The sequence below is a fragment of the Pseudomonas sp. KB_12 genome (assembly GCF_052114545.1).
Lineage (GTDB): Bacteria > Pseudomonadota > Gammaproteobacteria > Pseudomonadales > Pseudomonadaceae > Aquipseudomonas > Aquipseudomonas brassicacearum.
Window position 1 is genome coordinate 30,304 of record NZ_JBFREY010000021.1, and the last position, 21,190, is coordinate 51,493.

The 21,190-nt window shown below is 59.7% G+C and carries 18 protein-coding genes and 1 pseudogene; 14 read left to right on the plus strand and 5 right to left on the minus strand.

Annotation, left to right across the window (positions count from 1 at the left end):
• Window positions 1-190: 190 nt before the first annotated feature.
• The 7 genes from AB4Z20_RS18080 (at window position 191) to AB4Z20_RS18110 (ending at window position 10,913) form a co-directional block, all read left to right on the plus strand.
• Entirely contained in the window at window positions 191-3,022 is a 2,832-nt protein-coding gene (locus AB4Z20_RS18080) for a 2-oxoglutarate dehydrogenase E1 component (protein WP_253476993.1), read from the plus strand.
• Window positions 3,023-3,066: 44 nt separating this feature from the next.
• The gene (gene odhB / locus AB4Z20_RS18085) at window positions 3,067-4,287 is read left to right on the plus strand and encodes a 2-oxoglutarate dehydrogenase complex dihydrolipoyllysine-residue succinyltransferase (RefSeq protein ID WP_253476990.1); all 1,221 of its coding nucleotides are present in this window, start codon (window positions 3,067-3,069) and stop codon (window positions 4,285-4,287) included.
• Between the two features lie 113 nt (window positions 4,288-4,400).
• Entirely contained in the window at window positions 4,401-5,837 is a 1,437-nt protein-coding gene (gene lpdA, locus AB4Z20_RS18090) for a dihydrolipoyl dehydrogenase (RefSeq protein ID WP_253476987.1), read from the plus strand.
• A 196-nt stretch (window positions 5,838-6,033) separates the two neighbouring features.
• Complete coding sequence (sucC, locus tag AB4Z20_RS18095; protein ID WP_007919879.1) at window positions 6,034-7,200, plus strand: ADP-forming succinate--CoA ligase subunit beta; 1,167 nt, start codon at window positions 6,034-6,036, stop codon at window positions 7,198-7,200.
• The gene (gene sucD / locus AB4Z20_RS18100; RefSeq protein WP_003179236.1) at window positions 7,200-8,084 is read left to right on the plus strand and encodes a succinate--CoA ligase subunit alpha; all 885 of its coding nucleotides are present in this window, start codon (window positions 7,200-7,202) and stop codon (window positions 8,082-8,084) included. Before sucC ends, sucD begins: the two co-directional genes overlap by 1 nt.
• A gap of 492 nt (window positions 8,085-8,576) precedes the next feature.
• On the plus strand, window positions 8,577-9,890 hold the full coding sequence (brnQ, locus tag AB4Z20_RS18105) for a branched-chain amino acid transport system II carrier protein (RefSeq protein ID WP_253476984.1): 1,314 nt from the start codon (window positions 8,577-8,579) through the stop codon (window positions 9,888-9,890).
• A gap of 285 nt (window positions 9,891-10,175) precedes the next feature.
• The gene (locus AB4Z20_RS18110; protein WP_018610109.1) at window positions 10,176-10,913 is read left to right on the plus strand and encodes a DUF599 domain-containing protein; all 738 of its coding nucleotides are present in this window, start codon (window positions 10,176-10,178) and stop codon (window positions 10,911-10,913) included.
• Window positions 10,914-10,986: 73 nt separating this feature from the next.
• Here AB4Z20_RS18110 and AB4Z20_RS18115 read toward each other — a convergent pair whose 3' ends face one another.
• Complete coding sequence (locus AB4Z20_RS18115) at window positions 10,987-11,247, minus strand: hypothetical protein (protein ID WP_053189659.1); 261 nt, start codon at window positions 11,245-11,247, stop codon at window positions 10,987-10,989.
• A 157-nt stretch (window positions 11,248-11,404) separates the two neighbouring features.
• On the opposite strand from AB4Z20_RS18115, the gene AB4Z20_RS18120 reads away from it, so the two are divergent.
• On the plus strand, window positions 11,405-11,881 hold the full coding sequence (locus AB4Z20_RS18120) for a PaaI family thioesterase (RefSeq protein WP_214509659.1): 477 nt from the start codon (window positions 11,405-11,407) through the stop codon (window positions 11,879-11,881).
• On the plus strand, window positions 11,878-12,339 hold the full coding sequence (locus AB4Z20_RS18125) for a PaaI family thioesterase (protein WP_253476982.1): 462 nt from the start codon (window positions 11,878-11,880) through the stop codon (window positions 12,337-12,339). The genes AB4Z20_RS18120 and AB4Z20_RS18125 overlap by 4 nt, the downstream gene beginning before the upstream one ends.
• A gap of 5 nt (window positions 12,340-12,344) precedes the next feature.
• On the opposite strand, the gene AB4Z20_RS18130 is transcribed toward AB4Z20_RS18125, so the two are convergent.
• Complete coding sequence (locus tag AB4Z20_RS18130) at window positions 12,345-13,232, minus strand: DMT family transporter (RefSeq protein WP_442090344.1); 888 nt, start codon at window positions 13,230-13,232, stop codon at window positions 12,345-12,347.
• Between the two features lie 54 nt (window positions 13,233-13,286).
• Here AB4Z20_RS18130 and AB4Z20_RS18135 point away from each other — a divergent pair.
• The 3 genes and pseudogenes from AB4Z20_RS18135 to AB4Z20_RS18145 form a co-directional block, all read left to right on the plus strand.
• Window positions 13,287-13,469 (plus strand): annotated as a pseudogene (locus tag AB4Z20_RS18135) (PaaI family thioesterase); the annotation flags it as partial.
• Between the two features lie 87 nt (window positions 13,470-13,556).
• Complete coding sequence (gene htpG, locus AB4Z20_RS18140; protein WP_024617132.1) at window positions 13,557-15,461, plus strand: molecular chaperone HtpG; 1,905 nt, start codon at window positions 13,557-13,559, stop codon at window positions 15,459-15,461.
• 70 nt (window positions 15,462-15,531) lie between these two features.
• A complete protein-coding gene (locus tag AB4Z20_RS18145) occupies window positions 15,532-16,260 on the plus strand; it encodes a dienelactone hydrolase family protein (protein WP_442090345.1) in 729 nt (242 codons plus the stop codon).
• 206 nt (window positions 16,261-16,466) lie between these two features.
• Here AB4Z20_RS18145 and AB4Z20_RS18150 read toward each other — a convergent pair whose 3' ends face one another.
• On the minus strand, window positions 16,467-17,327 hold the full coding sequence (locus AB4Z20_RS18150) for a pirin family protein (RefSeq protein WP_442090346.1): 861 nt from the start codon (window positions 17,325-17,327) through the stop codon (window positions 16,467-16,469).
• Window positions 17,328-17,453: 126 nt separating this feature from the next.
• Between AB4Z20_RS18150 and AB4Z20_RS18155 the strand changes: the two genes are divergently transcribed.
• Both AB4Z20_RS18155 and AB4Z20_RS18160 read left to right on the plus strand, forming a co-directional pair.
• Window positions 17,454-18,464, plus strand: coding sequence for an amidohydrolase family protein (locus AB4Z20_RS18155; protein WP_253476970.1), 1,011 nt, complete (start codon window positions 17,454-17,456; stop codon window positions 18,462-18,464).
• 209 nt (window positions 18,465-18,673) lie between these two features.
• On the plus strand, window positions 18,674-19,138 hold the full coding sequence (locus tag AB4Z20_RS18160; protein WP_025214927.1) for a DUF3859 domain-containing protein: 465 nt from the start codon (window positions 18,674-18,676) through the stop codon (window positions 19,136-19,138).
• A gap of 183 nt (window positions 19,139-19,321) precedes the next feature.
• Here AB4Z20_RS18160 and fabB read toward each other — a convergent pair whose 3' ends face one another.
• Window positions 19,322-20,542 (minus strand): beta-ketoacyl-ACP synthase I, encoded by a 1,221-nt coding sequence (gene fabB / locus AB4Z20_RS18165; RefSeq protein WP_014339570.1) that lies wholly within the window; start codon window positions 20,540-20,542, stop codon window positions 19,322-19,324.
• Window positions 20,543-20,553: 11 nt separating this feature from the next.
• Entirely contained in the window at window positions 20,554-21,069 is a 516-nt protein-coding gene (fabA, locus tag AB4Z20_RS18170) for a 3-hydroxyacyl-[acyl-carrier-protein] dehydratase FabA (RefSeq protein WP_003204400.1), read from the minus strand.
• Between the last annotated feature and the right edge of the window lie 121 nt (window positions 21,070-21,190).

Here is a 21,190-nt window from a genome sequence, read left to right on the forward strand (position 1 = left end):
ATAACCAGAACAGCCGCTCACAAAGCGGCGGTTCTTATTTTGAAGAAATGAGACAAGCAGGGGCATCCGGGCTGGTACCCGGACTATCAGCGTGATCCTAAGTGGCTTGTTTTAGTCGCTGCACTCGGACTTCTGCAAGTTTGCTCGGTGTTTTCGCCGGTGGTGTTCCCCTAATCGAGGGTGACCAAGCATGCAAGAAAGCGTGATGCAGCGCATGTGGAACAGTGCCCACCTTTCCGGTGGTAACGCTGCCTATGTGGAAGAGCTTTACGAGCTCTACCTGCACGACCCTAACGCTGTGCCAGAAGAATGGCGCACCTACTTTCAGAAGTTGCCGGCTGACGGTAACTCTGCCACTGATGTTTCGCACTCGACGATTCGCGATCATTTCGTGTTGCTGGCAAAGAACCAGCGCCGCGCTCAACCGGTATCTGCCGGCAGCGTGAGCAGTGAACACGAGAAGAAGCAAGTTGAAGTGCTGCGACTGATCCAGGCCTACCGGATGCGTGGCCACCAGTCAGCCCAGCTTGACCCGCTGGGGCTGTGGCAGCGTCCTGCACCTGCAGACCTGTCGATCAATCACTACGGCTTGACCAATGCCGATCTTGATACGACCTTCCGTGCCGGCGACCTGTTCATCGGCAAAGAGGAAGCGAGCCTACGCGAAATTCACGAAGCGTTGCAGCAGACATATTGCCGCACCATCGGCGCTGAATTTACGCATATCACCGATTCCGAGCAGCGCCAGTGGTTCCAGCAGCGTCTGGAAAGCGTGCGCGGCCGTCCGACGTACTCTGTCGACATCAAGAGCCACCTGCTTGAGCGCGTCACCGCCGGCGAAGGCCTTGAAAAATACCTCGGGACCAAATACCCGGGTACCAAGCGTTTCGGTCTGGAAGGCGGCGAGAGCCTGATTCCGATGCTCGACGAGTTGATCCAGCGTTCCGGTTCCTACGGCACCAAGGAAATCGTGATCGGCATGGCCCACCGTGGTCGCCTGAACGTCCTGGTCAACACCTTCGGCAAGAACCCGCGCGAGCTGTTCGACGAGTTCGAAGGCAAGAAGAAGGTCGAGCTGGGTTCCGGTGACGTGAAATACCACCAGGGCTTCTCGTCCAACGTGATGACCGCAGGTGGCGAAGTGCACCTGGCCATGGCGTTCAACCCGTCTCACCTGGAAATCGTTTCTCCAGTGGTCGAAGGTTCGGTTCGCGCCCGTCAGGATCGTCGTAACGACCCTACCGGCGAGAAGGTACTGCCGATCTCCATCCACGGTGACGCGGCATTCGCCGGTCAGGGCGTGGTCATGGAAACCTTCCAGATGTCGCAGACCCGCGGTTTCAAGACCGGCGGCACCGTGCACATCGTGATCAACAACCAGGTCGGTTTCACCATCAGCAACCCGCTGGACTCGCGCTCCACCGAGTATGCGACCGACGTTGCGAAGATGATCCAGGCGCCGATCCTCCATGTGAATGGTGATGATCCGGAAGCCGTGTTGTTCGTGACCCAGCTGGCCATCGACTACCGCATGCAGTTCAAGCGTGACGTGGTGATCGACCTGGTCTGCTACCGTCGTCGCGGTCACAACGAGGCCGACGAGCCAAGCGGCACCCAGCCAATCATGTATCAGCAGATCACCAAACAGCGCACCACCCGTGAGCTGTATGCCGATCATCTGACCCAGAGCGGTGTGCTGGACGTTGAGCGTGTTCAGGCGAAAGTCGACGAATACCGCAACGCGCTGGACAACGGTCTGCACGTGGTAAAAAGCCTGGTCAAAGAGCCGAACAAAGAGTTGTTCGTGGACTGGCGTCCGTATCTGGGCCACGCCTGGACCGCGCGTCACGACACTCGCTTCGATCTGAAAACCTTGCAGGAACTGTCCGCCAAGCTGCTGGAAATTCCGGAAGGCTTCGTGGTTCAGCGCCAGGTCGCGAAAATCTACGAAGACCGGCAGAAGATGCAAGCCGGCGGCCTGCCGATCAACTGGGGTTACGCCGAAACCATGGCGTACGCGACCCTGGCGTTCGAAGGTCACCCGATTCGCATGACGGGTCAGGACATCGGTCGCGGTACGTTCTCGCACCGTCACGCTGTCTTGCACAACCAGAAAGACGCGGGTACCTACGTCCCGCTGCAAAACCTGTACAAGGGCCAGCCACGTTTCGACCTGTACGATTCGTTCCTGTCCGAAGAAGCCGTGCTGGCGTTCGAATACGGTTACTCGACCACCACGCCTGAGGCGCTGGTGATCTGGGAAGCCCAGTTCGGCGACTTCGCCAACGGTGCCCAGGTGGTTGTCGACCAGTTCATCACCAGCGGCGAGCACAAGTGGGGCCGTCTCTGCGGTCTGACCATGCTGTTGCCACACGGTTATGAAGGGCAGGGGCCGGAGCACTCTTCGGCGCGTCTGGAGCGTTACCTGCAACTGTGTGCCGAGCACAACGTCCAGGTCTGCGTACCGACCACGCCAGCACAGATCTACCACTTGCTGCGTCGTCAGGTCATCCGTCCGCTGCGCAAGCCGCTGATCGTGCTGACACCGAAGTCGCTGCTGCGTCACAAACTGGCGATCTCCACGCTCGAGGATCTGGCCGAAGGCTCGTTCCAGACCGTTATTTCGGAAATCGACACCCTGGACGCGGCGAAGGTCACTCGCCTGGTCCTGTGCAGCGGCAAGGTCTACTACGACCTGCTGGAAAAACGTCGTGCCGAAGGCCGCGAAGACATCGCCATCGTGCGGATCGAGCAGCTTTACCCGTTCCCGGAAGAAGACCTGATGGAGGCCATCGCGCCTTACACCAACCTCACCCACGTGGTGTGGTGTCAGGAAGAACCGATGAACCAAGGCGCGTGGTACAGCAGCCAGCATCACCTGCGTCGCAGCATCGGCAACCACAACAAGGCCCTGGGCCTGGAATATGCCGGCCGTGATGCTTCTGCTGCACCTGCGTGTGGTTATGCGTCGATGCACGCCGAGCAGCAGGAAAAACTGCTGCAAGATGCCTTCACTGTTTAACGCCTTCGCGCTGACTGAAACCGAATTTTAAGGACCCACAGATAATGGCTATCGAAATCAAAGCCCCGTCATTCCCGGAATCGGTTGCCGATGGCACCGTTGCCACCTGGCACAAGAAACCAGGCGAGGCCGTCAAGCGTGACGACCTGATCGTCGACATCGAGACCGACAAGGTCGTGCTGGAAGTATTGGCCGAAGCTGACGGCGTGCTGGGCGCAATCATTGCCGAGGAAGGCGCTACCGTTCTGTCGAACCAGGTCCTGGGCTCGATCGAAGAGGGCGGCGCTGCCGCTGCTCCAGCCGCCGCTGCTGCACCGGCTGCCGCCCAGGCTGCTGCTCCAGCCGCTGGTGGTGAAGACGATCCGGTCGCTGCCCCTGCTGCTCGCAAGCTGGCTGAAGAGAACGGCATCAACATCGCTTCCGTTGCCGGCACCGGCAAGGGTGGTCGCGTGACCAAGGAAGACGTGGTTGCAGCCGTTGCCGCCAAGAAAGCCGCTCCGGCCGCCGCGCCAGCCAAGCCTGCCGCACCTGCCGCTGCCGCTCCGGTGTTCGCTGCCGGTGATCGCGTTGAAAAACGCGTTCCGATGACCCGCGTTCGCGCTACCGTGGCCAAGCGTCTGGTAGAAGCCCAGTCGAACATGGCGATGCTGACCACCTTCAACGAAGTCGACATGACCGAAGTCATGGCCCTGCGTTCGAAGTACAAGGATCTGTTCGAGAAGTCCCACAACGGCGTACGCCTGGGCTTCATGTCGTTCTTCGTCAAGGCTGCCACCGAAGCGCTGAAACGCTTCCCGGCCGTCAACGCGTCGATCGACGGTTCCGACATCGTCTACCACGGCTACGCCGACATCGGTGTTGCTGTTTCCAGCGACCGTGGCCTGGTGGTTCCAGTACTGCGTAACGCCGAACTGATGAGCCTGGCCGAAATCGAAGGCGGCATCGCCACCTTCGGCAAGAAGGCCCGTGACGGCAAGCTGTCCATCGAAGAGATGACCGGCGGTACGTTCACCATCACCAACGGTGGTACATTCGGTTCGATGATGTCGACCCCGATCGTCAACCCGCCGCAAGCGGCGATCCTGGGCATGCACAACATTCTGCAGCGTCCTATGGCGATCAATGGTCAAGTCGTGATTCGTCCGATGATGTACCTGGCACTGTCCTACGATCACCGCCTGATCGACGGTAAAGAAGCCGTGACGTTCCTGGTAACCATCAAGAACCTGCTTGAAGATCCGGCTCGTCTGCTGCTGGATATCTGATTTTCGCCGCGAGGGCCGGTCTGTTTTGACCGGCCTCTTGCTGAAACAACCGGTTTCGTCCCTCGACGGTCATCACAAGTGATCGTCCGGTTTGATTCGAAAAGGAATGACTCATGACTCAGAAATTCGACGTGGTAGTGATTGGTGCGGGCCCTGGCGGCTACGTAGCGGCCATCAAGGCTGCGCAACTGGGCCTTACCACTGCCTGCATCGAGAAATACACCGACAAGGAGGGCAAACTGGCCCTCGGTGGTACTTGCCTGAACGTCGGTTGCATTCCTTCCAAGGCGCTGCTGGACAGCTCCTGGAAGTTCCACGAAGCCCAAGACGGCTTCGCGATCCACGGCATCAGCACGGGCGACGTGAAGATGGACGTGCCAGCGATGGTGGGTCGCAAGGCCAACATCGTCAAGAACCTGACCAGCGGTGTTGCCACCCTGTTCAAGGCCAATGGCGTGACCTCGATCCAGGGCCACGGCAAGCTGCTGATGGGCAAGAAAGTCGAAGTGACCAAGCCAGACGGCTCGGTTGAAGTGATCGAAGCCGAGAACGTCATCCTGGCGCCAGGCTCGCGTCCGATCGACATTCCACCGGCTCCTGTCGACCAGAACGTGATCGTCGATTCCACCGGTGCCCTGGAATTCCAGACCGTGCCAAAACGCCTGGGCGTGATCGGCGCTGGCGTGATCGGCCTCGAGCTGGGTTCGGTATGGTCGCGCCTGGGTGCGCAAGTCACCGTACTGGAAGCCCTCGACACCTTCCTGATGGCCGCTGACACTGCGGTTTCCAAGGAAGCGCTGAAAACCCTGACCAAACAGGGCCTGGACATCAAGCTGGGCGCTCGCGTCACCGGTTCGAAGGTCAACGGCGAAGAAGTCGTGGTGACCTACACCGACACCAACGGCGAACAGACCATCACCTTCGACAAGCTGATCGTCGCGGTCGGCCGTCGTCCTGTGACCACCGACCTGCTGGCTGCCGATAGCGGCGTGGAAATCGACGAGCGCGGCTTCATTGCCGTCGACGACCAGTGCGCAACCGCAGTACCGGGCGTCTTCGCCATCGGTGACGTGGTTCGCGGCATGATGCTGGCACACAAGGCATCCGAAGAAGGCATCATGGTTGTCGAGCGCATCAAGGGCCACAAAGCCCAGATGAACTACGACCTGATCCCTTCGGTTATCTACACCCACCCGGAAATCGCATGGGTTGGCAAGACCGAGCAGGCCTTGAAAGCCGAAGGCGTTGAAGTTAACGTCGGCACCTTCCCGTTTGCAGCCAGTGGCCGTGCCATGGCAGCCAACGATACCGGTGGTTTCGTGAAAGTCATCGCCGATGCCAAGACGGATCGCGTATTGGGCGTTCACGTCATTGGCCCAAGCGCTGCCGAGCTGGTACAGCAAGGCGCGATCGGCATGGAATTCGGCACCAGCGCTGAAGATCTGGGCATGATGGTCTTCTCCCATCCGACCCTGTCCGAAGCCTTGCACGAAGCGGCCCTGGCCGTAAATGGCGGCGCCATTCACGTGGCCAACCGCAAGAAGCGTTAATAGACAATAAGAAACCACGGCGGTATGGCCCGTCGTGAGCCTTGCGAGCAAGACTCACCGCGGAATATCCGCTGGACGCAGCCTTGCGTAGCCGAACCGGTTAACTGGAACGCTACGCAAGCAGCAGTCACAGGTGGTGCGGCACCAGAACGGTGCAGCACCGAATGCGCAGTACCTAACGAAGACGGTAATAAGCATGAATCTTCACGAGTATCAGGGTAAGCAGCTGTTCGCTGAGTACGGCCTGCCAGTATCCACCGGTTACGCGGTAGACACCCCGGAAGCGGCAGCAGAAGCTTGCGACAAAATCGGTGGCAGCGAATGGGTTGTCAAAGCCCAGGTTCACGCCGGTGGTCGCGGTAAAGCGGGCGGCGTCAAGCTGGTTCGCAGCAAAGAAGACGCCAAAGCCTTCGCACAGCAGTGGCTGGGCAAGCGTCTGGTGACTTACCAGACTGACGCCAACGGTCAGCCAGTCACCAAGATCCTGGTTGAATCGTGCACTGATATCGCTAAAGAGCTGTACCTGGGCGCTGTCGTTGACCGTTCGAGCCGCCGCATCGTGTTCATGGCTTCCACCGAAGGTGGCGTGGACATCGAGAAAATCGCTCACGATACCCCTGAGAAAATCCTCAAGGCCACCATCGATCCACTGGTTGGCGCACAGCCATTCCAGGGTCGCGAGCTGGCATTCCAGCTGGGCCTGGAAGGCAAGCAAGTTGCTCAGTTCGCCAAGATCTTCGTAGGTCTGGCCAAGCTGTTCAAGGATCACGACCTGGCACTGCTGGAAGTGAACCCGCTGGTGATCAAGGCCGACGGCGACCTGCACTGCCTCGATGCCAAGATCAACATCGACGCCAACGCCATGTACCGTCAGCCTAAGCTGAAGACTTTCCACGATCCGTCGCAAGACGATCCGCGCGAAGCGCACGCTGCCAAGTTCGAACTGAACTACGTAGCCCTGGAAGGTAACATCGGCTGCATGGTCAACGGTGCTGGCCTGGCCATGGGTACCATGGACATCGTCAACCTGCATGGCGGCAAGCCAGCCAACTTCCTCGACGTGGGCGGTGGTGCTACCAAGGAACGCGTAACCGAAGCGTTCAAGATCATCCTGTCCGACACCAACGTCGCTGCAGTACTGGTCAACATCTTCGGCGGCATCGTTCGCTGCGACATGATTGCCGAAGGCATCATCGGCGCCGTGAAAGAAGTTGGCGTGAAAATCCCGGTTGTTGTTCGCCTTGAAGGCAACAACGCTGAGCTGGGCGCTAAAGTACTGGCAGAAAGCGGTTTGAACATCATCGCTGCTACCAGCCTGACCGACGCTGCTCAACAAGTTGTCAAAGCTGCGGAGGGCAAATAATGAGCGTCCTGATCAATAAAGACACCAAGGTTATCTGCCAGGGTATTACCGGTTCGCAAGGTAGTTTCCACACCCAGCAAGCCATCGAATACGGCACCAAGATGGTTGGCGGCGTAACACCGGGCAAGGGCGGCACCGAGCACCTGGGCCTGCCAGTGTTCAACACCGTGAAAGACGCTGTAGCCGCCACTGGCGCCACCGCCAGCGTGATCTACGTTCCAGCTCCTTTCTGCAAGGACTCCATCCTTGAAGCGGCGTTCGGCGGCATCAAGCTGATCGTCTGCATCACCGAAGGCATCCCGACCATCGACATGCTGGAAGCCAAGGTCAAGTGCGACGAGCTGGGTATCACCCTGATCGGCCCTAACTGCCCAGGCGTGATCACTCCAGGCGAATGCAAGATCGGCATCATGCCAGGTCACATTCACTTGCCAGGCAAGGTCGGTATCGTTTCCCGTTCCGGCACCCTGACCTACGAAGCTGTGAAGCAGACCACTGACGCCGGTTTCGGTCAGTCGACTTGCGTCGGCATCGGCGGTGACCCGATCCCAGGCTCGAACTTCATCGACATCCTGAAGCTGTTCCAGGAAGACCCGAAGACCGAAGCGATCGTCATGATCGGTGAGATCGGCGGTTCGGCTGAAGAAGAAGCGGCTGCCTACATCAAGGCCAACGTGACCAAGCCGGTTGTTTCCTACATCGCTGGTGTGACTGCTCCTCCGGGCAAGCGCATGGGCCATGCTGGCGCAATCATCTCTGGCGGCAAAGGCACTGCAGACGAGAAATTCGCTGCACTGCAAGACGCAGGCGTGAAAACCGTGCGTTCGCTGGCAGACATCGGCAAGGCCCTGGCCGAGCTGACTGGCTGGGAAATGAAGAAGTAAGCTTCGGCTGACCTTTTCGTTCCAGCAACAAAGGCCACCTTCGGGTGGCCTTTGTCGTTTCTGGCCCTATGCCTGTGCAGCCGCCGAGGGCTCTTGTGGCGAGGGAGCTTGCTCCCGCTCGGCTGCGCAGCAGTCGTAAACCAGACAGTACCGTTTTACCTGAATAGATCCGGTTGCCTGTATTGGGGCTGCTGCGCAGCCCAGCGGGAGCAAGCTCCCTCGCCACAAGGGTACTGCTGCGGCCTGTACACGCTAGAGCGACCCGGAAAAATAGATGCGTAAACGCGACACACGAACGTCGTGCATCGGATAGTTCGCCCCTTAACAGTGCGCTTTCTCGCTAAATTCGTTAGGCTAGCAGCCATTTTTGCGACCGCTGCCCACAAGGAAGCGCCGCGCTAAACGGGTCGGTCCCATACGGATCGGCAGCATTTCCCTCATCCATAAGGGAAATCCCTCTCTAAATTCCGATTCAGTAGTGTGGTTTCCTTAATGAAAGTGTTGAAAGGCCAGGACATCCTGGCGCTAGGTTTCATGACATTTGCCCTGTTCGTCGGGGCCGGCAACATCATCTTCCCGCCTATCGTCGGTTTGCAGTCCGGACCTCATGTCTGGATGGCGGCGCTGGGCTTCTTGATCACGGCGGTCGGGCTGCCGGTCATCACGGTCGTTGCACTGGCCAAGGTGGGCGGTGCGATGGACGCCTTGAGCAGCCCCATCGGCAAGCTCGCCGGTGGTGTACTGGCGGCGGTGTGCTACCTGGCCGTCGGCCCGTTGTTCGCCACGCCGCGTACCGCCACCGTTTCGTTCGAAGTCGGCTTGGCGCCGTTTACCGGTGAAAGCCCGCTGGCGCTGTTCCTCTATAGCGCAGCGTATTTCCTGCTGGTGTTTTTCATCTCGCTCTACCCGGGCCGCCTGCTGGACACCGTCGGGCGCTTCCTCGCGCCACTGAAGATCATCGCCCTGGCCGTGCTCGGCATCGCGGCGTTTGCCTTGCCCGCCGGCGATGTCGGCGTGGCGACCCCCGAGTACATCGCGGCACCGTTCTCCCAAGGGTTCATCAACGGCTACCTGACCATGGATACCCTGGGCGCCTTGGTGTTCGGCATTGTCATCGTCAACGCGATCCGTTCCCGGGGCGTCGAGTCGCCGGCCTTGATCACCCGCTATGCGATCATTGCCGGGCTGATTGCCGGGGTGGGCCTGGCGCTGGTCTACGTCAGCCTGTTCCGCCTGGGTTCGGGCAGTCATGAGGTGGCAGTGGGCGCAACCAACGGCGCCGCTGTGCTGCATGCCTACGTGCAACACACCTTCGGCAGCCTGGGCAGTGGTTTCCTCGCCGTACTCATCTCCCTGGCGTGCCTGGTGACCGCAGTTGGCCTGACCTGCGCTTGCGCCGAGTACTTCAGCCGCGTCCTGCCGCTGTCCTATAAGACCTTGGTCGTGATCCTGGCGGCCTTTTCGCTGCTGGTCTCCAACCTGGGCCTGACCAAGCTGATCGCGTTCTCGATTCCGGTCCTCACCGCGATCTATCCGCCGTGCATCGCCCTGGTGGCCCTGAGCTTCTGCAAGGACTTCTGGCACGAGCAGGGGCGCATCGTTGGCCCGGTGATGCTGGTGTCGTTCCTGTTTGGTCTGATCGATGCGCTCAAGGGCGCTGGCCTGGCGGACTGGATGCCGGCGCAACTGGCCCACCTGCCGCTGAGCGAGCAGGGCCTGGCCTGGCTGGTGCCTTCGGTGATGACCCTGGCGGTCGCGGTGGTGTGCGATCGCCTGCTGGGCAAGCGCAGCGAAGCGTTGGCTTAAGCGGCCTACTGGCAGATCCATCGGCAAGACTGAAATGCCCCGTATCAATCGATATGGGGCATTTTTTTTGAGTGCAGTGTCTTTTTCCATGGGCTAACGTCGAAGCAGTGTCTTGAAAAACCTGCACAGAACCCTGTGGGAGCGAGCTTGCTCGCGATAGCGGTCTATCAGCCACCTCATCGCTGACTGATCCGACGCCATCGCGAGCAAGCTCACTCCCACAGGTCGGCATTTCAAGGCAAGTCTGGCTTTAGACGTCATGTTTTTAGACACACAGGAAATCGAATGTCATTCATCCAAGCCAACCTGATCCACCTGCTTGCCGCCGCCTGGTTCATCATCTGCTGGGCGGGCTACACCCGTTATGCCACCTGGAAGGCGCGCGACACGGCGTGCCTGGCCAGTGTGATGCACCTGTACCGTGAAGACTGGATGCGCCGCATGCTGCTGCGTGAGAACCGTATCGCCGATGCCAGCGTGATCGGGAACCTGGAGCGCAACGCATCCTTCTTCGCCTCCAGCACATTGATCATCCTGGCCGGTATCCTGACGGTACTCGGGGCGTCCGATCGGGCGGTGTCGTTGCTGGCGGACATACCCATGGTGCAGCAGGCGTCCCAGGGCATGGCGGAGGTCAAGTTGCTGTGCCTGGCACTGGTGTTCGTGTATGCGTTCTTCACGTTCAGTTGGTGCATGCGCCAGTACAACTTCGCGGCGGTCCTGATTGGCTCGGCACCGATGATCGGCGAGCGCCATGTGTCGGAGCAGGAGCGCAAGGCCTTTGCGCTGAGGGCAGCGCGAGTGATCTCCATGGCCGCCAACCAGTTCAACTTCGGGCTGCGTGCCTATTATTTCGGCATGACCATGTTGGCGTGGTTCGTCAGCCCCTGGTTATTCATGTTGATGAGTGCTGGCGTGGTGTTCGTGCTGTATCAGCGCGAGTTTCACTCCGATGTACTGGACGTGATGGTCTATACCCCCACCGAAGCACCCGTGTCCGAGGTGGGCAAGGAAGCAGCCTGACAGGCGGCGCCGCCAAATCGCAGGCAAAAGAAAACCCGCACCAGGCGGGTTTTCTTTTGCTGCTAAAACCGTATCAGTTGGTTTTAGCTGGAGTCGCTGGAGTAGCTGGGGCTGCTTCTTTCGCGGCCGCTTCGTTCGATTCAGCCTGCTTTTTGGCGGCTTCGGCGTTTTCTTTCGCCGCGTCGTTCACTTTATCCTGTGCTTTGTTCATGTCTTGCTGAGCTTGCTCAGCGTGTTGTTGGGCATCTTGAGCTTTGTCCTCGGATTTTTTATCGCAGGCAGCGAGGCCGAGGGAAGCGGCCAACATCAAGGCAATAGCAAAAGTCTTACGCATGGGGTGTTTCTCCTTATGGAAATAACTACTGGCCTTTTGAACGCCTCCCCTCGGATTAAGTTCCTGTTGTGTAACAGATATATAACTTTGCACTGCGATGGAACTTTGTGCATCGCGCCTGTGGTCAGGTCTCGTCACTCATTGGAGCGTTAATCGAATGGCCGAAGACCCCGTTTTTGAGCGTGCAACACGTTTTTTATCCGCACTCAGGCATTGCCAGGTACTGGGCTTGAAGTTGCACAGTGCCAGTCGTGACGGGCTGACGGTCATCCTGCCGTTCAGCCCGCAAATCGTCGGCAATCCCCTGACGGGCATCATCCACGGCGGGGCGTTGACCTCGTTGATGGACACCGCGTGCGGCATGTCGACCTTGTGTGTGCTGCCGCAATTCGAAGTCTGTCCCACCCTCGACCTGCGCATCGACTACATGCATGCCGCCGAGCCCCACAAGGATGTCTACGGCTTCGCGCAATGCTATCGAGTGACCCCGGACGTGATCTTCACCCGGGGTTTCGCCTACCAGGACGATCCCGAGCAACCCATCGCCCATGTGGTGGGGACATTCATGCGCCTGGGCCAGCATGCCAGGGGAATGGGGAAGGGCGTTCCGATGACCGCTGTGGGCCAGCCATGACCGATATCCTCCAGGAACAACTGCGCCGCGCCTGCGAGCAGGGCGACTATGCGCTGCTGCTCGCCTCGATTCCCTATGCCCAACTCATCGGCGTCGAATGCACGCGCCAGGGCGACGACTTGTTGTTTCGCCTGCCGGCCAACAAAGACAACATTGGTAACCCTTTACTGCCGGCCATCCACGGTGGGGTCATCGCCGGTTTCATGGAGCTGGCCGCTGCCGTGCATCTGTTGATCGCCACTGGCACGCCGGGCATACCGAAAATCATCGATTTCTCCCTGGATTACCTGCGCACCGGACAGTTTCGCGACACCTATGCCAAATGCCAGGTCTGGCGCCAGGGCCGGCGGGTCGCCAACGTCGCGATCACCGCCTGGCAAGACGCCGAGGCACAACCCATCGCCACTGCCCGGGCGCATTTCAAGATCCAGGAGCCGTCAAAACCGGATCGCCCTTGAGCTGATCACTCGGGGCTTGGTGAAGTTGACGATGGCATGTTCTTTTGTTCGACCCGGAAGGTCAGATAGTTTGAGGCGAAGATAATCACCGCGCCGACCAATACCCAGATTTCGAGAGGCTCGCCGTAGAGAAAAAAACCAACGACGGCAATGAGTGGCACTCTGAAAAAATCAATCGGGATGGCAATGGAGGCCTCCATGACGCTCAGTGCCTTGGCCATGGCAAAGTGCGCACTTAAACCCGTTATACCCAACAGCAGGATCCAGGGGAGGCAGGCGAGCGTAGGGGTACGCCATTGTGCCAGGGACAGACCAAGGCCCAAGGGCAATTGTAGAAGCACCATCCAGATCACGATGATGGCGGGACTGCTGGTCAACGTCAGTTTTTTCACCATGATGATGGATGTCGCGTAGCCCATGGCGGCCAGAAGAACGATGAACGCGGCGGGTTCAATGCTATCAAGGCCGGGCCTTAGGACGATCAGGACACCCAGGAAACCGCCGATGGCGGCGAATATCCTGGCGGTGGAGAGTTTTTCCTTCAAGAATAAAAACGCCAGGAGGGAAACCCATATCGGGGTGGTGAACTCCAGGGCAAAGACCTTAACCAACGGAAGCGATGCCACGCCAATGGTCCAGGCATATTGTCCGGCGAAGTGAACCGCGTTCCTGCCAATCTGCAGACCCAGGTCTCGGGCTTGTTTGAGCTTGGCGCGCTGTTGGTAAATAACCGGAAAAACAATGATCAGTCCGACCAGGGACCTGAAAAACAGGATCTCGAAGATCGACATGAACTTGGAAAGCTCTCGTGCCGCGACAGCCATGCCTATGAATGAAAGCAGGCTTGCTGCCATCCATAATGCTCCACCTAATGGCAGCTTTACCTGATGCATTGACGCTCCTTTTTACTCGGCCATTGTTCTTCGTGAACCGCCGTCGGGTATTAAAGCAGCGATTATCCGTGGCTCAGGCAATTTCTTCGCAACACACTCCGTCAGCACCCGGCCAGGTGCCAGGGGCGGGTGGCCAACGTCGCGATCACCGCCTGGCAAGACGCCGAGGCACAACCCATCGCTACCGCCCGGGCGCATTTCAAGATCCAGGAGCCGTCAAAACCGGATCGCCCTTGAAATCATCAGCGTTGCCCCCACCTTGAGGACATCCCGCCGCCAATCTCAGCGAGGCGGACACCACCATCCACTTGGAGTTTGATGACCATGAGCGTGGAAACTCAAAAGGAAACCCTGGGCTTCCAGACCGAGGTGAAGCAACTGCTGCACCTGATGATTCACTCGCTGTATTCCAATAAGGAAATTTTCCTTCGCGAGTTGATTTCGAACGCCTCTGACGCTGTCGACAAATTACGTTTCGAAGCCCTTTCCAAGCCAGAATTGCTGGAAGGCGGCGCTGAGCTGAAAATCCGTGTGAGCTTCGATAAGGACGCGAAAACCGTCACCCTCGAAGACAACGGCATTGGCATGAGCCGCGAAGAGGTGATCACGCACCTGGGCACCATCGCCAAGTCCGGCACCGCCGACTTCATGAAGAACCTGTCCGGTGACCAGAAGAAAGATTCCCACCTGATTGGTCAGTTCGGCGTCGGTTTCTATTCCGCGTTCATCGTTGCCGACCAGGTTGAAGTGTTCAGCCGCCGTGCCGGCCTCGCAGCGAGCGAAGGCGTGCACTGGTCGTCCAAGGGCGAGGGCGAGTTTGAAGTCGCCACCGTCGACAAGGCTGATCGCGGCACCCGCATTGTGCTGCACCTCAAGTCCGGTGAAGACGAGTTCGCCGATGGCTGGCGTCTGCGCAACATCATCAAGAAGTACTCCGACCATATCGCGCTGCCAATTGAGCTGCCGAAGGAAGTCACCGCTGCCGAAGGCGAAGAAAAGCCTGAAGTGGAATGGGAAACCGTCAACCGCGCCAGTGCCTTGTGGACCCGTCCGCGCACCGAGGTGAAAGACGAGGAATACCAGGAGTTCTACAAGCACATCGCCCACGACTTCGAGAACCCGCTGAGCTGGAGCCATAACAAGGTCGAAGGCAAGCTGGAGTACAGCTCGTTGCTGTACGTGCCGGCCCGTGCGCCGTTCGATCTGTACCAGCGCGAAGCGCCACGCGGCCTGAAGCTGTACGTGCAGCGTGTGTTCGTGATGGACCAGGCCGAATCGTTCCTGCCGCTGTACCTGCGCTTCATCAAGGGTGTGGTGGACTCCAACGATTTGTCGCTGAACGTTTCGCGGGAAATCCTGCAGAAAGATCCGATCATCGATTCCATGAAGTCGGCACTGACCAAGCGCGTGCTGGACATGCTGGAAAAACTGGCGAAGAACGAGCCCGAGCAGTACAAGGGCTTCTGGAAAAACTTCGGCCAGGTGATGAAAGAAGGTCCGGCCGAGGACTTCGCCAACAAAGAGAAGATCGCCGGCCTGCTGCGTTTTGCGTCGACCCAGGGTGACGATGGCGAGCAGATCGTTGGCCTGGCCGATTACCTGGCCCGCACCAAGGAAGGCCAGGACAAGATCTACTACCTGACCGGTGAAACTTATGCACAGGTCAAGAACAGCCCGCACCTGGAAGTCTTCCGCAAGAAAGGCATCGAAGTGCTGCTGCTGACCGACCGCATCGATGAATGGCTGATGAGCTACCTCAGCGAGTTCGACGGCAAGAGCTTTGTCGACGTGGCCCGTGGTGACCTGGACCTCGGCAACCTGGATTCGGAAGAAGACAAGAAAGCCGCCGAAGAAGTCGCCAAGAGCAAGGAAGGCCTGGTCGAGCGGATCAAGGCGGCCCTGGGCGATGCTGTCAGCGAAGTGCGTGTCTCGCACCGCCTGACCGATTCCCCGGCGATCCTAGCCATCGGTGAGCAGGACCTGGGCCTGCAAATGCGCCAGATCCTCGAAGCCAGCGGCCAGAAAGTCCCGGACTCCAAGCCGATCTTCGAATTCAACCCGGCCCACCCGCTGGTGGAAAAACTCGACAACGAGCAGAGCGAAGAGCGTTTCGGCGATCTGTCGCACATCCTCTTCGACCAGGCGGCCCTGGCGGCTGGCGACAGCCTGAAGGACCCGGCGGCGTATGTGCGTCGCCTGAACAAGCTGTTGGTTGAGCTGTCAGCTTAAAGTAAGTGCAGGAAAAACCCGCTTCGGCGGGTTTTTTCATTTCTGGTGTTCAGTCAAAAAGGAGTCCGTCATGAGTCAGGTTACGGTTCGTTCGCTGGTCTATCAGATCGATGGTCAAAGTTATGAAGGTCGCCTGGCCTTCGACGTCAGCCAACAGGGCTCGCGCCCGGGTTTGCTGATGGCGCCGAATTGGATGGGCGTAGGGGCGGGGGCCGAGGACATCGCCAGATCGGTGGCGGCCAACGGTTATGTGGTGTTGATCGCCGACCTGTACGGGCAGGCGGTTCGCCCGAGCAATGCCGATGAGGCGGGAGCGGCGATGATGCCCCTCAAGAACGACCGGGCGTTGTTGCGCAAGCGCATGCAGGCGGCGCTTGAGCAACTGCAGAGCCAGGGCGAAGCGCAGGTCGACGCTTCCAGGCTGGCCACGTTCGGCTTTTGCTTCGGTGGCTGCTGCGCCCTGGAACTGGCCCGCAGCGGCGCACCGCTGAAGGCGGCGATTTCCTTCCACGGCACCCTGGATACACCGAACCCGGCCGATGCGCAGAACATCAAGGGCGCGGTGTTGGTCATGCATGGCGCCTCGGACCCGCTGGTGCCGAAAGAGCAGCTACCGGCCTTCGAAGATGAAATGAACGCCGCCGGGGTGGATTGGCAACTGCTGAGCTACGGCGGTGCGGTGCATTCGTTCACCGACCCGCAGGCCAATGTGCCGGGCAAGATGATGTACGACGCCAAGGTCGCCGGGCGGGCGTTCAGGTCGATGCATAATTTGTTGGATGAAGTGTTCAGGGGCTGAATGCTTCAAGTTGAACCTGTGGCGAGGGAGCTTGCTCCCGCTGGGCCTGTAGGAGCTGTGTAGGAGCTGTCGAGTGCAACGAGGCTGCGATCTTTCCCCAGTCACTTGAACCTCAAGCGAAAGATCAAGATCAAAAGATCGCAGGCTTCGCCAGCTCCTACAGAGCCAAGCGGGAGCAAGCCCCCTCGCCACAGGATGTTGTGAAGCTAGGGCAACTCGATCCGCTCGCTTTCCCCCGGCACCGCCGGCCAGTCTCCAGCGGCCCAGCGCCGGCGGGCCTCATCGATCCGGGCCGGGTCGCTGGAAACGAAGTTCCAGTTGATCCGTCGCGGTCCGTCCAGGGGCGCACCGCCGAACAGCACGGCATGGCAGTCATTGTCGGCAAACAGCGTCATTTCTTCCCCTGTCGGCAGGATCACCAGGGAATGGGCTTCTACCGGCTCGCCATCCAATGACGCCTCGCCGCTCAGCACATACAGGGCCCGCTCTGCATGTTCGGTGGGAATCAGCAAGGTCGTCGCGGTTTGCAGCATCAACTCGGCATACAGCGTTGGCGACAGCACCGGCACCGGCGATTCCAGGCAAAAGCCTGACCCGGCGATCATCCGGATGCTGACCCCCAGGTTCTCGCTGACCGGCAGGCTGTGTGCCGGGTGATGGCTGTAGTGCCCGGGGCCTTGTTCGTGGGCCTTGGGCGAGGCCAGCCAGACTTGCAACCCATGCATGACGAATGCGCTGCCCAGCAATGACTCTGGGGTGCGCTCGACGTGGGCGATGGCGCTGCCGGCGGTCATCCAGCTGACATCCCCGGCGTCCACCACCTGGTCGGAACCCAGGCTGTCCTTGTGCTGGAGTTTTCCTTGGAACAGGTAGGTGAGGGTGGACAGGCCGATATGCGGATGTTGGCGGATGTTCATGCCTCTGCCGGCCGGGTAGGTGGTTTGCAGCATGTGATCGAAGAACACGAAAGGCCCGACGCTGCGGCATTTGGCGGACGGCAGCGGGCGAAGAATCGGCTGGCCTTCGACATCTTCGGCGCGGGGGCGAACGGTCAGGGGAGTGCTCATGTTGTCTTCCAGGTTGAACAACGGTTGCACGAAGCATAACCCGTCGTCGGCAGACGCGGCAGATACGCCTTGAACCCAGGCGGGACGGTTAGGGTCTACGCTGTTCAAGGCTTCTGGAGACTGCCCGTGCCCCTGACTCGTCTGATCTGCGCCTGGCTACTGGTCGTTTCCAGCAGCGGCGCCGTGGCTCATGAATATGCCTACAGCGATGCGCACCTGCATTACGTCGATTTCTTCCAGGAAACCGCCGGCATGCCCAAGTTGCTCCAGGCGATGGCGGACAATCGCATTGAGCATGTGATGATTTCCGGTGTGCCGGTGGCCAAGAAATGGCATGAGGACGAGCCCAAGCGTCCGCGCTATTACGCCGGTGACGATGCGGATGCCTATTGGTACAGCGCCACCGACGTGATTGTCGCCGCGGCGGTGAGCAAGCTGACCGACGAGCAGCGCCGGCACTTTCATCCCTTCCTGTCGGGCTTCAACCCCAACGACAAGAACTCCGCCGCCCATATCCAGCGCATGCTCGATCTCTACCCGGGTTTGTGGCAAGGCATCGGCGAGGTCTTCACCCGCCACGACGACCTGACGGCGCTGACCTCGGGCGACACCCCGCGGGCCAACAATGAAGCCATGACGCGGATCTATCACCTGGCGGCCGAGAACGACTTGCCGGTGATGCTGCATTCCAACATCACTTCCAAGCGTGAGAAAAATCCGCTGTATCTGGCAGAAATCGAGGAGCCGTTGCGCAATCATCCGCATACGCGCTTCATCTGGGCTCACGCCGGTACCAGCATGGAGATCCATCGCCACCAGACCCGCTTGGATTTTCTGTTGCCGACCCTGACCCGCATGCTCGAGGCTTACCCCAATCTGTACATAGACCTGTCCTGGAGCGTGCTCACGCCGTACTTGCTGGACGAGGCGGGTAAGCCGCGGGATGAGTGGCTAACGCTGGTGGAGCGCTTTCCTGAGCGCTTCATGGTGGGTTCGGATGTCGTCGGACGGTTCAACAAGTTGGGCAAGGAGCTGCGCAGCTTCGATCCGTTTCTCGATGCCTTGCCGCAAGACGTGGCGCGGAAGGTGGCGCGGGATAACTTTCTTTCGGTATTGCCGCGCTCAGTGGCCCGCTGAGTCCGCTTTTGTGGCGAGGGAGCTTGCTCCCGCTGGGCTACGCAGTAGCCCCAAATCTGGCGACTGCTGCGCAGTCGAGCGGGAGCAAGCTCCCTCGCCACAGGTCAACCCTATCCCCAAGTTATAGCTGGCATGGCCAACATCGCTTTGTCATCAGCCTGTCACTCCCGCGTCATACCCTCGCGCTCATCTCAATCAAGGAGCGCACTATGCACCTCACCCGTTCAAGCGCACTGGTCGCGCTGTTGTTGACCTGCGGCCTGGCACAGGCCGAAGTCCGTGTCGAAGGCCCGGTGGAGTACGGTGTTTTCGACGGGCCGCAAGCCGAGCTGCAATCGGGAGAGCGGGTCCTGCGGCGCAGCAACGAGCAGATCCGCCAGACCGAGAGCGTGCCGGCGAAGCTGGGCACCAAGTTCGGCATGCGCTACCAGTTGGCCGGCAAGGTCGCGGATGACCAGCCGTTGACTCTGTTGTACTTCACTCCCGGCATCCGCACCCCTGATGGCGTGCGCCACGACAAGTTCGAGGTCATCCAGAAACTGGTGCCCGGCGCGCCTCAGGATGTCATGGCCTACGAATTCACCGAAAGCCACGAAGTGGTGCCGGGGGAGTGGCGGTTCATGGTGTTCCAGGGGGATCGGCTGCTGACGCAGCAGCGGTTTGTCGTGCGCTGATTGAGGGAGCACTGTGGGAGCGAGCTTGCTCGCGATGGCTGCGGCACATTCAACATTGATGCAGGCTGATCCACCGCTATCGCGAGCAAGCTCGCTCCCACAATGAGCTCAGACATATTTGCCAGGCAAAAAAAACGCCCCGAACCAGTCGGGGCGTTTTTGTGTGTGGCGTAGCGACGGGGCTTACTTGCCCTGCCAGCGCTGCATGACCAGGGTGGCGTTGGTGCCGCCGAAGCCGAAGCTGTTGCTCATCACGGTATTGATGGTGGCGTTTTCGCGAGTCTTGGTCAGGATTGGCAGGTCGGCCACTTCCGGATCCAGTTCGTCGATGTTGGCGGAACCGGCCATGAAGTTGCCTTCCATCATCAGCATGCAGTAGATCGCTTCGTGAACGCCGGCGGCGCCCAGGGAGTGACCCGACAGGCTCTTGGTGGAGCTGATGGCCGGGGCCTTGTCGCCGAACACTTCGCGCACACCTTTCATTTCCGCGACGTCGCCGACCGGAGTCGAGGTGCCGTGGGTGTTCAGGTAGTCGATCGGTGCATCAACGGTGGACATGGCCATCTGCATGCAACGCACGGCGCCTTCACCGCTTGGTGCGACCATGTCGTAGCCGTCGGAAGTGGCGCCGTAGCCGACGATTTCCGCGTAGATCTTGGCGCCACGGGCCAGGGCGTGTTCCAGCTCCTCGACCACCACCATGCCGCCGCCGCCAGCGATGACGAAGCCGTCACGGTCTGCATCGTAGGCGCGGGAAGCCTTGTCCGGGGTGTCGTTGCGCTTGCTGGACAGGGCGCCCATCGCGTCGAACAGGAACGACTGGCTCCAATGTTCTTCTTCACCGCCACCGGCGAACACGATGTCTTGTTTGCCCATCTGGATCTGCTCGACCGCATTACCAATGCAGTGGGCACTGGTGGCGCAAGCGGAGGAGATCGAGTAGTTCAAACCCTTGATCTTGAACGGCGTGGCCAGGCAGGCGGAAACGGTGCTGCCCATGGTCCGCGTGACGCGGTACGGGCCAACGCGCTTGACGCCTTTCTCGCGCAGGATGTCCAGCGCTTCCATCTGGTTCAAGGTGGAGGCGCCACCGGAACCGGCGATCAGGCCGGTGCGCGGGTTGGAAACCTGCTCTTCGGTCAGCCCGGAGTCAGCGATGGCGTCCTTCATGGCCAGGTAGGCGTAAGCCGCCGCGTGGCCGACGAAACGGTAGATCTTGCGATCGATCAGCTCTTCGAGGGGAAGGTCAATGGAGCCGGAAACCTGGCTACGCAGACCCATTTCGGCATATTCCGGATTGAACCGGATGCCAGGGCGACTTGCACGCAGGTTAGCGGAGACGGTCTCTTTGTCATTGCCCAGGCACGAAACGATGCCCAGACCAGTGATAACGACGCGGCGCATGCGGATAACCCTTAGAAGTTGTCAGTGGAGGTGAAAACGCCAACCCGGAGGCCTTCGGCGGTGTAGATCTCGCGACCATCCACGGCGACCGAACCATCGGCAATGGCCATGTTCAGCTTGCCCTTGAGGACACGCTTGATATGAATGTTATAGGTGATTTTCTTGGCGGTCGGCAGGACCTGACCAAAGAACTTCACTTCGCCCGAGCCCAGGGCGCGACCGCGACCCGGCAGGCCTTGCCAGCCGAGGAAGAAACCGACCAGTTGCCACATGGCGTCAAGGCCCAGGCAGCCCGGCATGACCGGATCACCTTCGAAGTGGCAGGCGAAGAACCACAGGTCCGGAGTGATATCCAGCTCGGCGACCAATTCACCTTTGCCGTACTTGCCACCCTCTTCGCTGATATGGGTGATGCGATCCACCATCAGCATGTTCGGGGCGGGCAGTTGCGCGTTACCTGGGCCGAACAGCTCACCGCGACTGCAGCGCAGCAAATCTTCCCGGGTAAAGGCGTTTTGTTTGGTCATGCGAGCTCCTCAATAGTCCCATGCGGCAGGGTGGGGCAAATCTTCCCGGCCGACCGAAGCGTTCATGCCTCGAATCGACAGCCTACTCATAGACTATTGCGTTGTAGTGAAAGTCACAGCA

Bases quoted from the DNA above. Each gene is read 5' to 3' on its own strand.
- AB4Z20_RS18125 (WP_253476982.1), top strand. From the start codon at position 11,878: ATGACCGATATCCTCCAGGAACAACTGCGCCGCGCCTGCGAGCAGGGC.
- fabA (WP_003204400.1), bottom strand. From the start codon at position 21,069: ATGACCAAACAAAACGCCTTTACCCGGGAAGATTTGCTGCGCTGCAGT.
- sucD (WP_003179236.1), top strand. From the start codon at position 7,200: ATGAGCGTCCTGATCAATAAAGACACCAAGGTTATCTGCCAGGGTATT.
- fabB (WP_014339570.1), bottom strand. From the start codon at position 20,542: ATGCGCCGCGTCGTTATCACTGGTCTGGGCATCGTTTCGTGCCTGGGC.
- htpG (WP_024617132.1), top strand. From the start codon at position 13,557: ATGAGCGTGGAAACTCAAAAGGAAACCCTGGGCTTCCAGACCGAGGTG.
- odhB (WP_253476990.1), top strand. From the start codon at position 3,067: ATGGCTATCGAAATCAAAGCCCCGTCATTCCCGGAATCGGTTGCCGAT.
- AB4Z20_RS18145 (WP_442090345.1), top strand. From the start codon at position 15,532: ATGAGTCAGGTTACGGTTCGTTCGCTGGTCTATCAGATCGATGGTCAA.
- AB4Z20_RS18150 (WP_442090346.1), bottom strand. From the start codon at position 17,327: ATGAGCACTCCCCTGACCGTTCGCCCCCGCGCCGAAGATGTCGAAGGC.
- lpdA (WP_253476987.1), top strand. From the start codon at position 4,401: ATGACTCAGAAATTCGACGTGGTAGTGATTGGTGCGGGCCCTGGCGGC.
- AB4Z20_RS18110 (WP_018610109.1), top strand. From the start codon at position 10,176: ATGTCATTCATCCAAGCCAACCTGATCCACCTGCTTGCCGCCGCCTGG.
- AB4Z20_RS18120 (WP_214509659.1), top strand. From the start codon at position 11,405: ATGGCCGAAGACCCCGTTTTTGAGCGTGCAACACGTTTTTTATCCGCA.
- AB4Z20_RS18160 (WP_025214927.1), top strand. From the start codon at position 18,674: ATGCACCTCACCCGTTCAAGCGCACTGGTCGCGCTGTTGTTGACCTGC.
- AB4Z20_RS18080 (WP_253476993.1), top strand. From the start codon at position 191: ATGCAAGAAAGCGTGATGCAGCGCATGTGGAACAGTGCCCACCTTTCC.
- brnQ (WP_253476984.1), top strand. From the start codon at position 8,577: ATGAAAGTGTTGAAAGGCCAGGACATCCTGGCGCTAGGTTTCATGACA.
- AB4Z20_RS18130 (WP_442090344.1), bottom strand. From the start codon at position 13,232: ATGCATCAGGTAAAGCTGCCATTAGGTGGAGCATTATGGATGGCAGCA.
- sucC (WP_007919879.1), top strand. From the start codon at position 6,034: ATGAATCTTCACGAGTATCAGGGTAAGCAGCTGTTCGCTGAGTACGGC.
- AB4Z20_RS18115 (WP_053189659.1), bottom strand. From the start codon at position 11,247: ATGCGTAAGACTTTTGCTATTGCCTTGATGTTGGCCGCTTCCCTCGGC.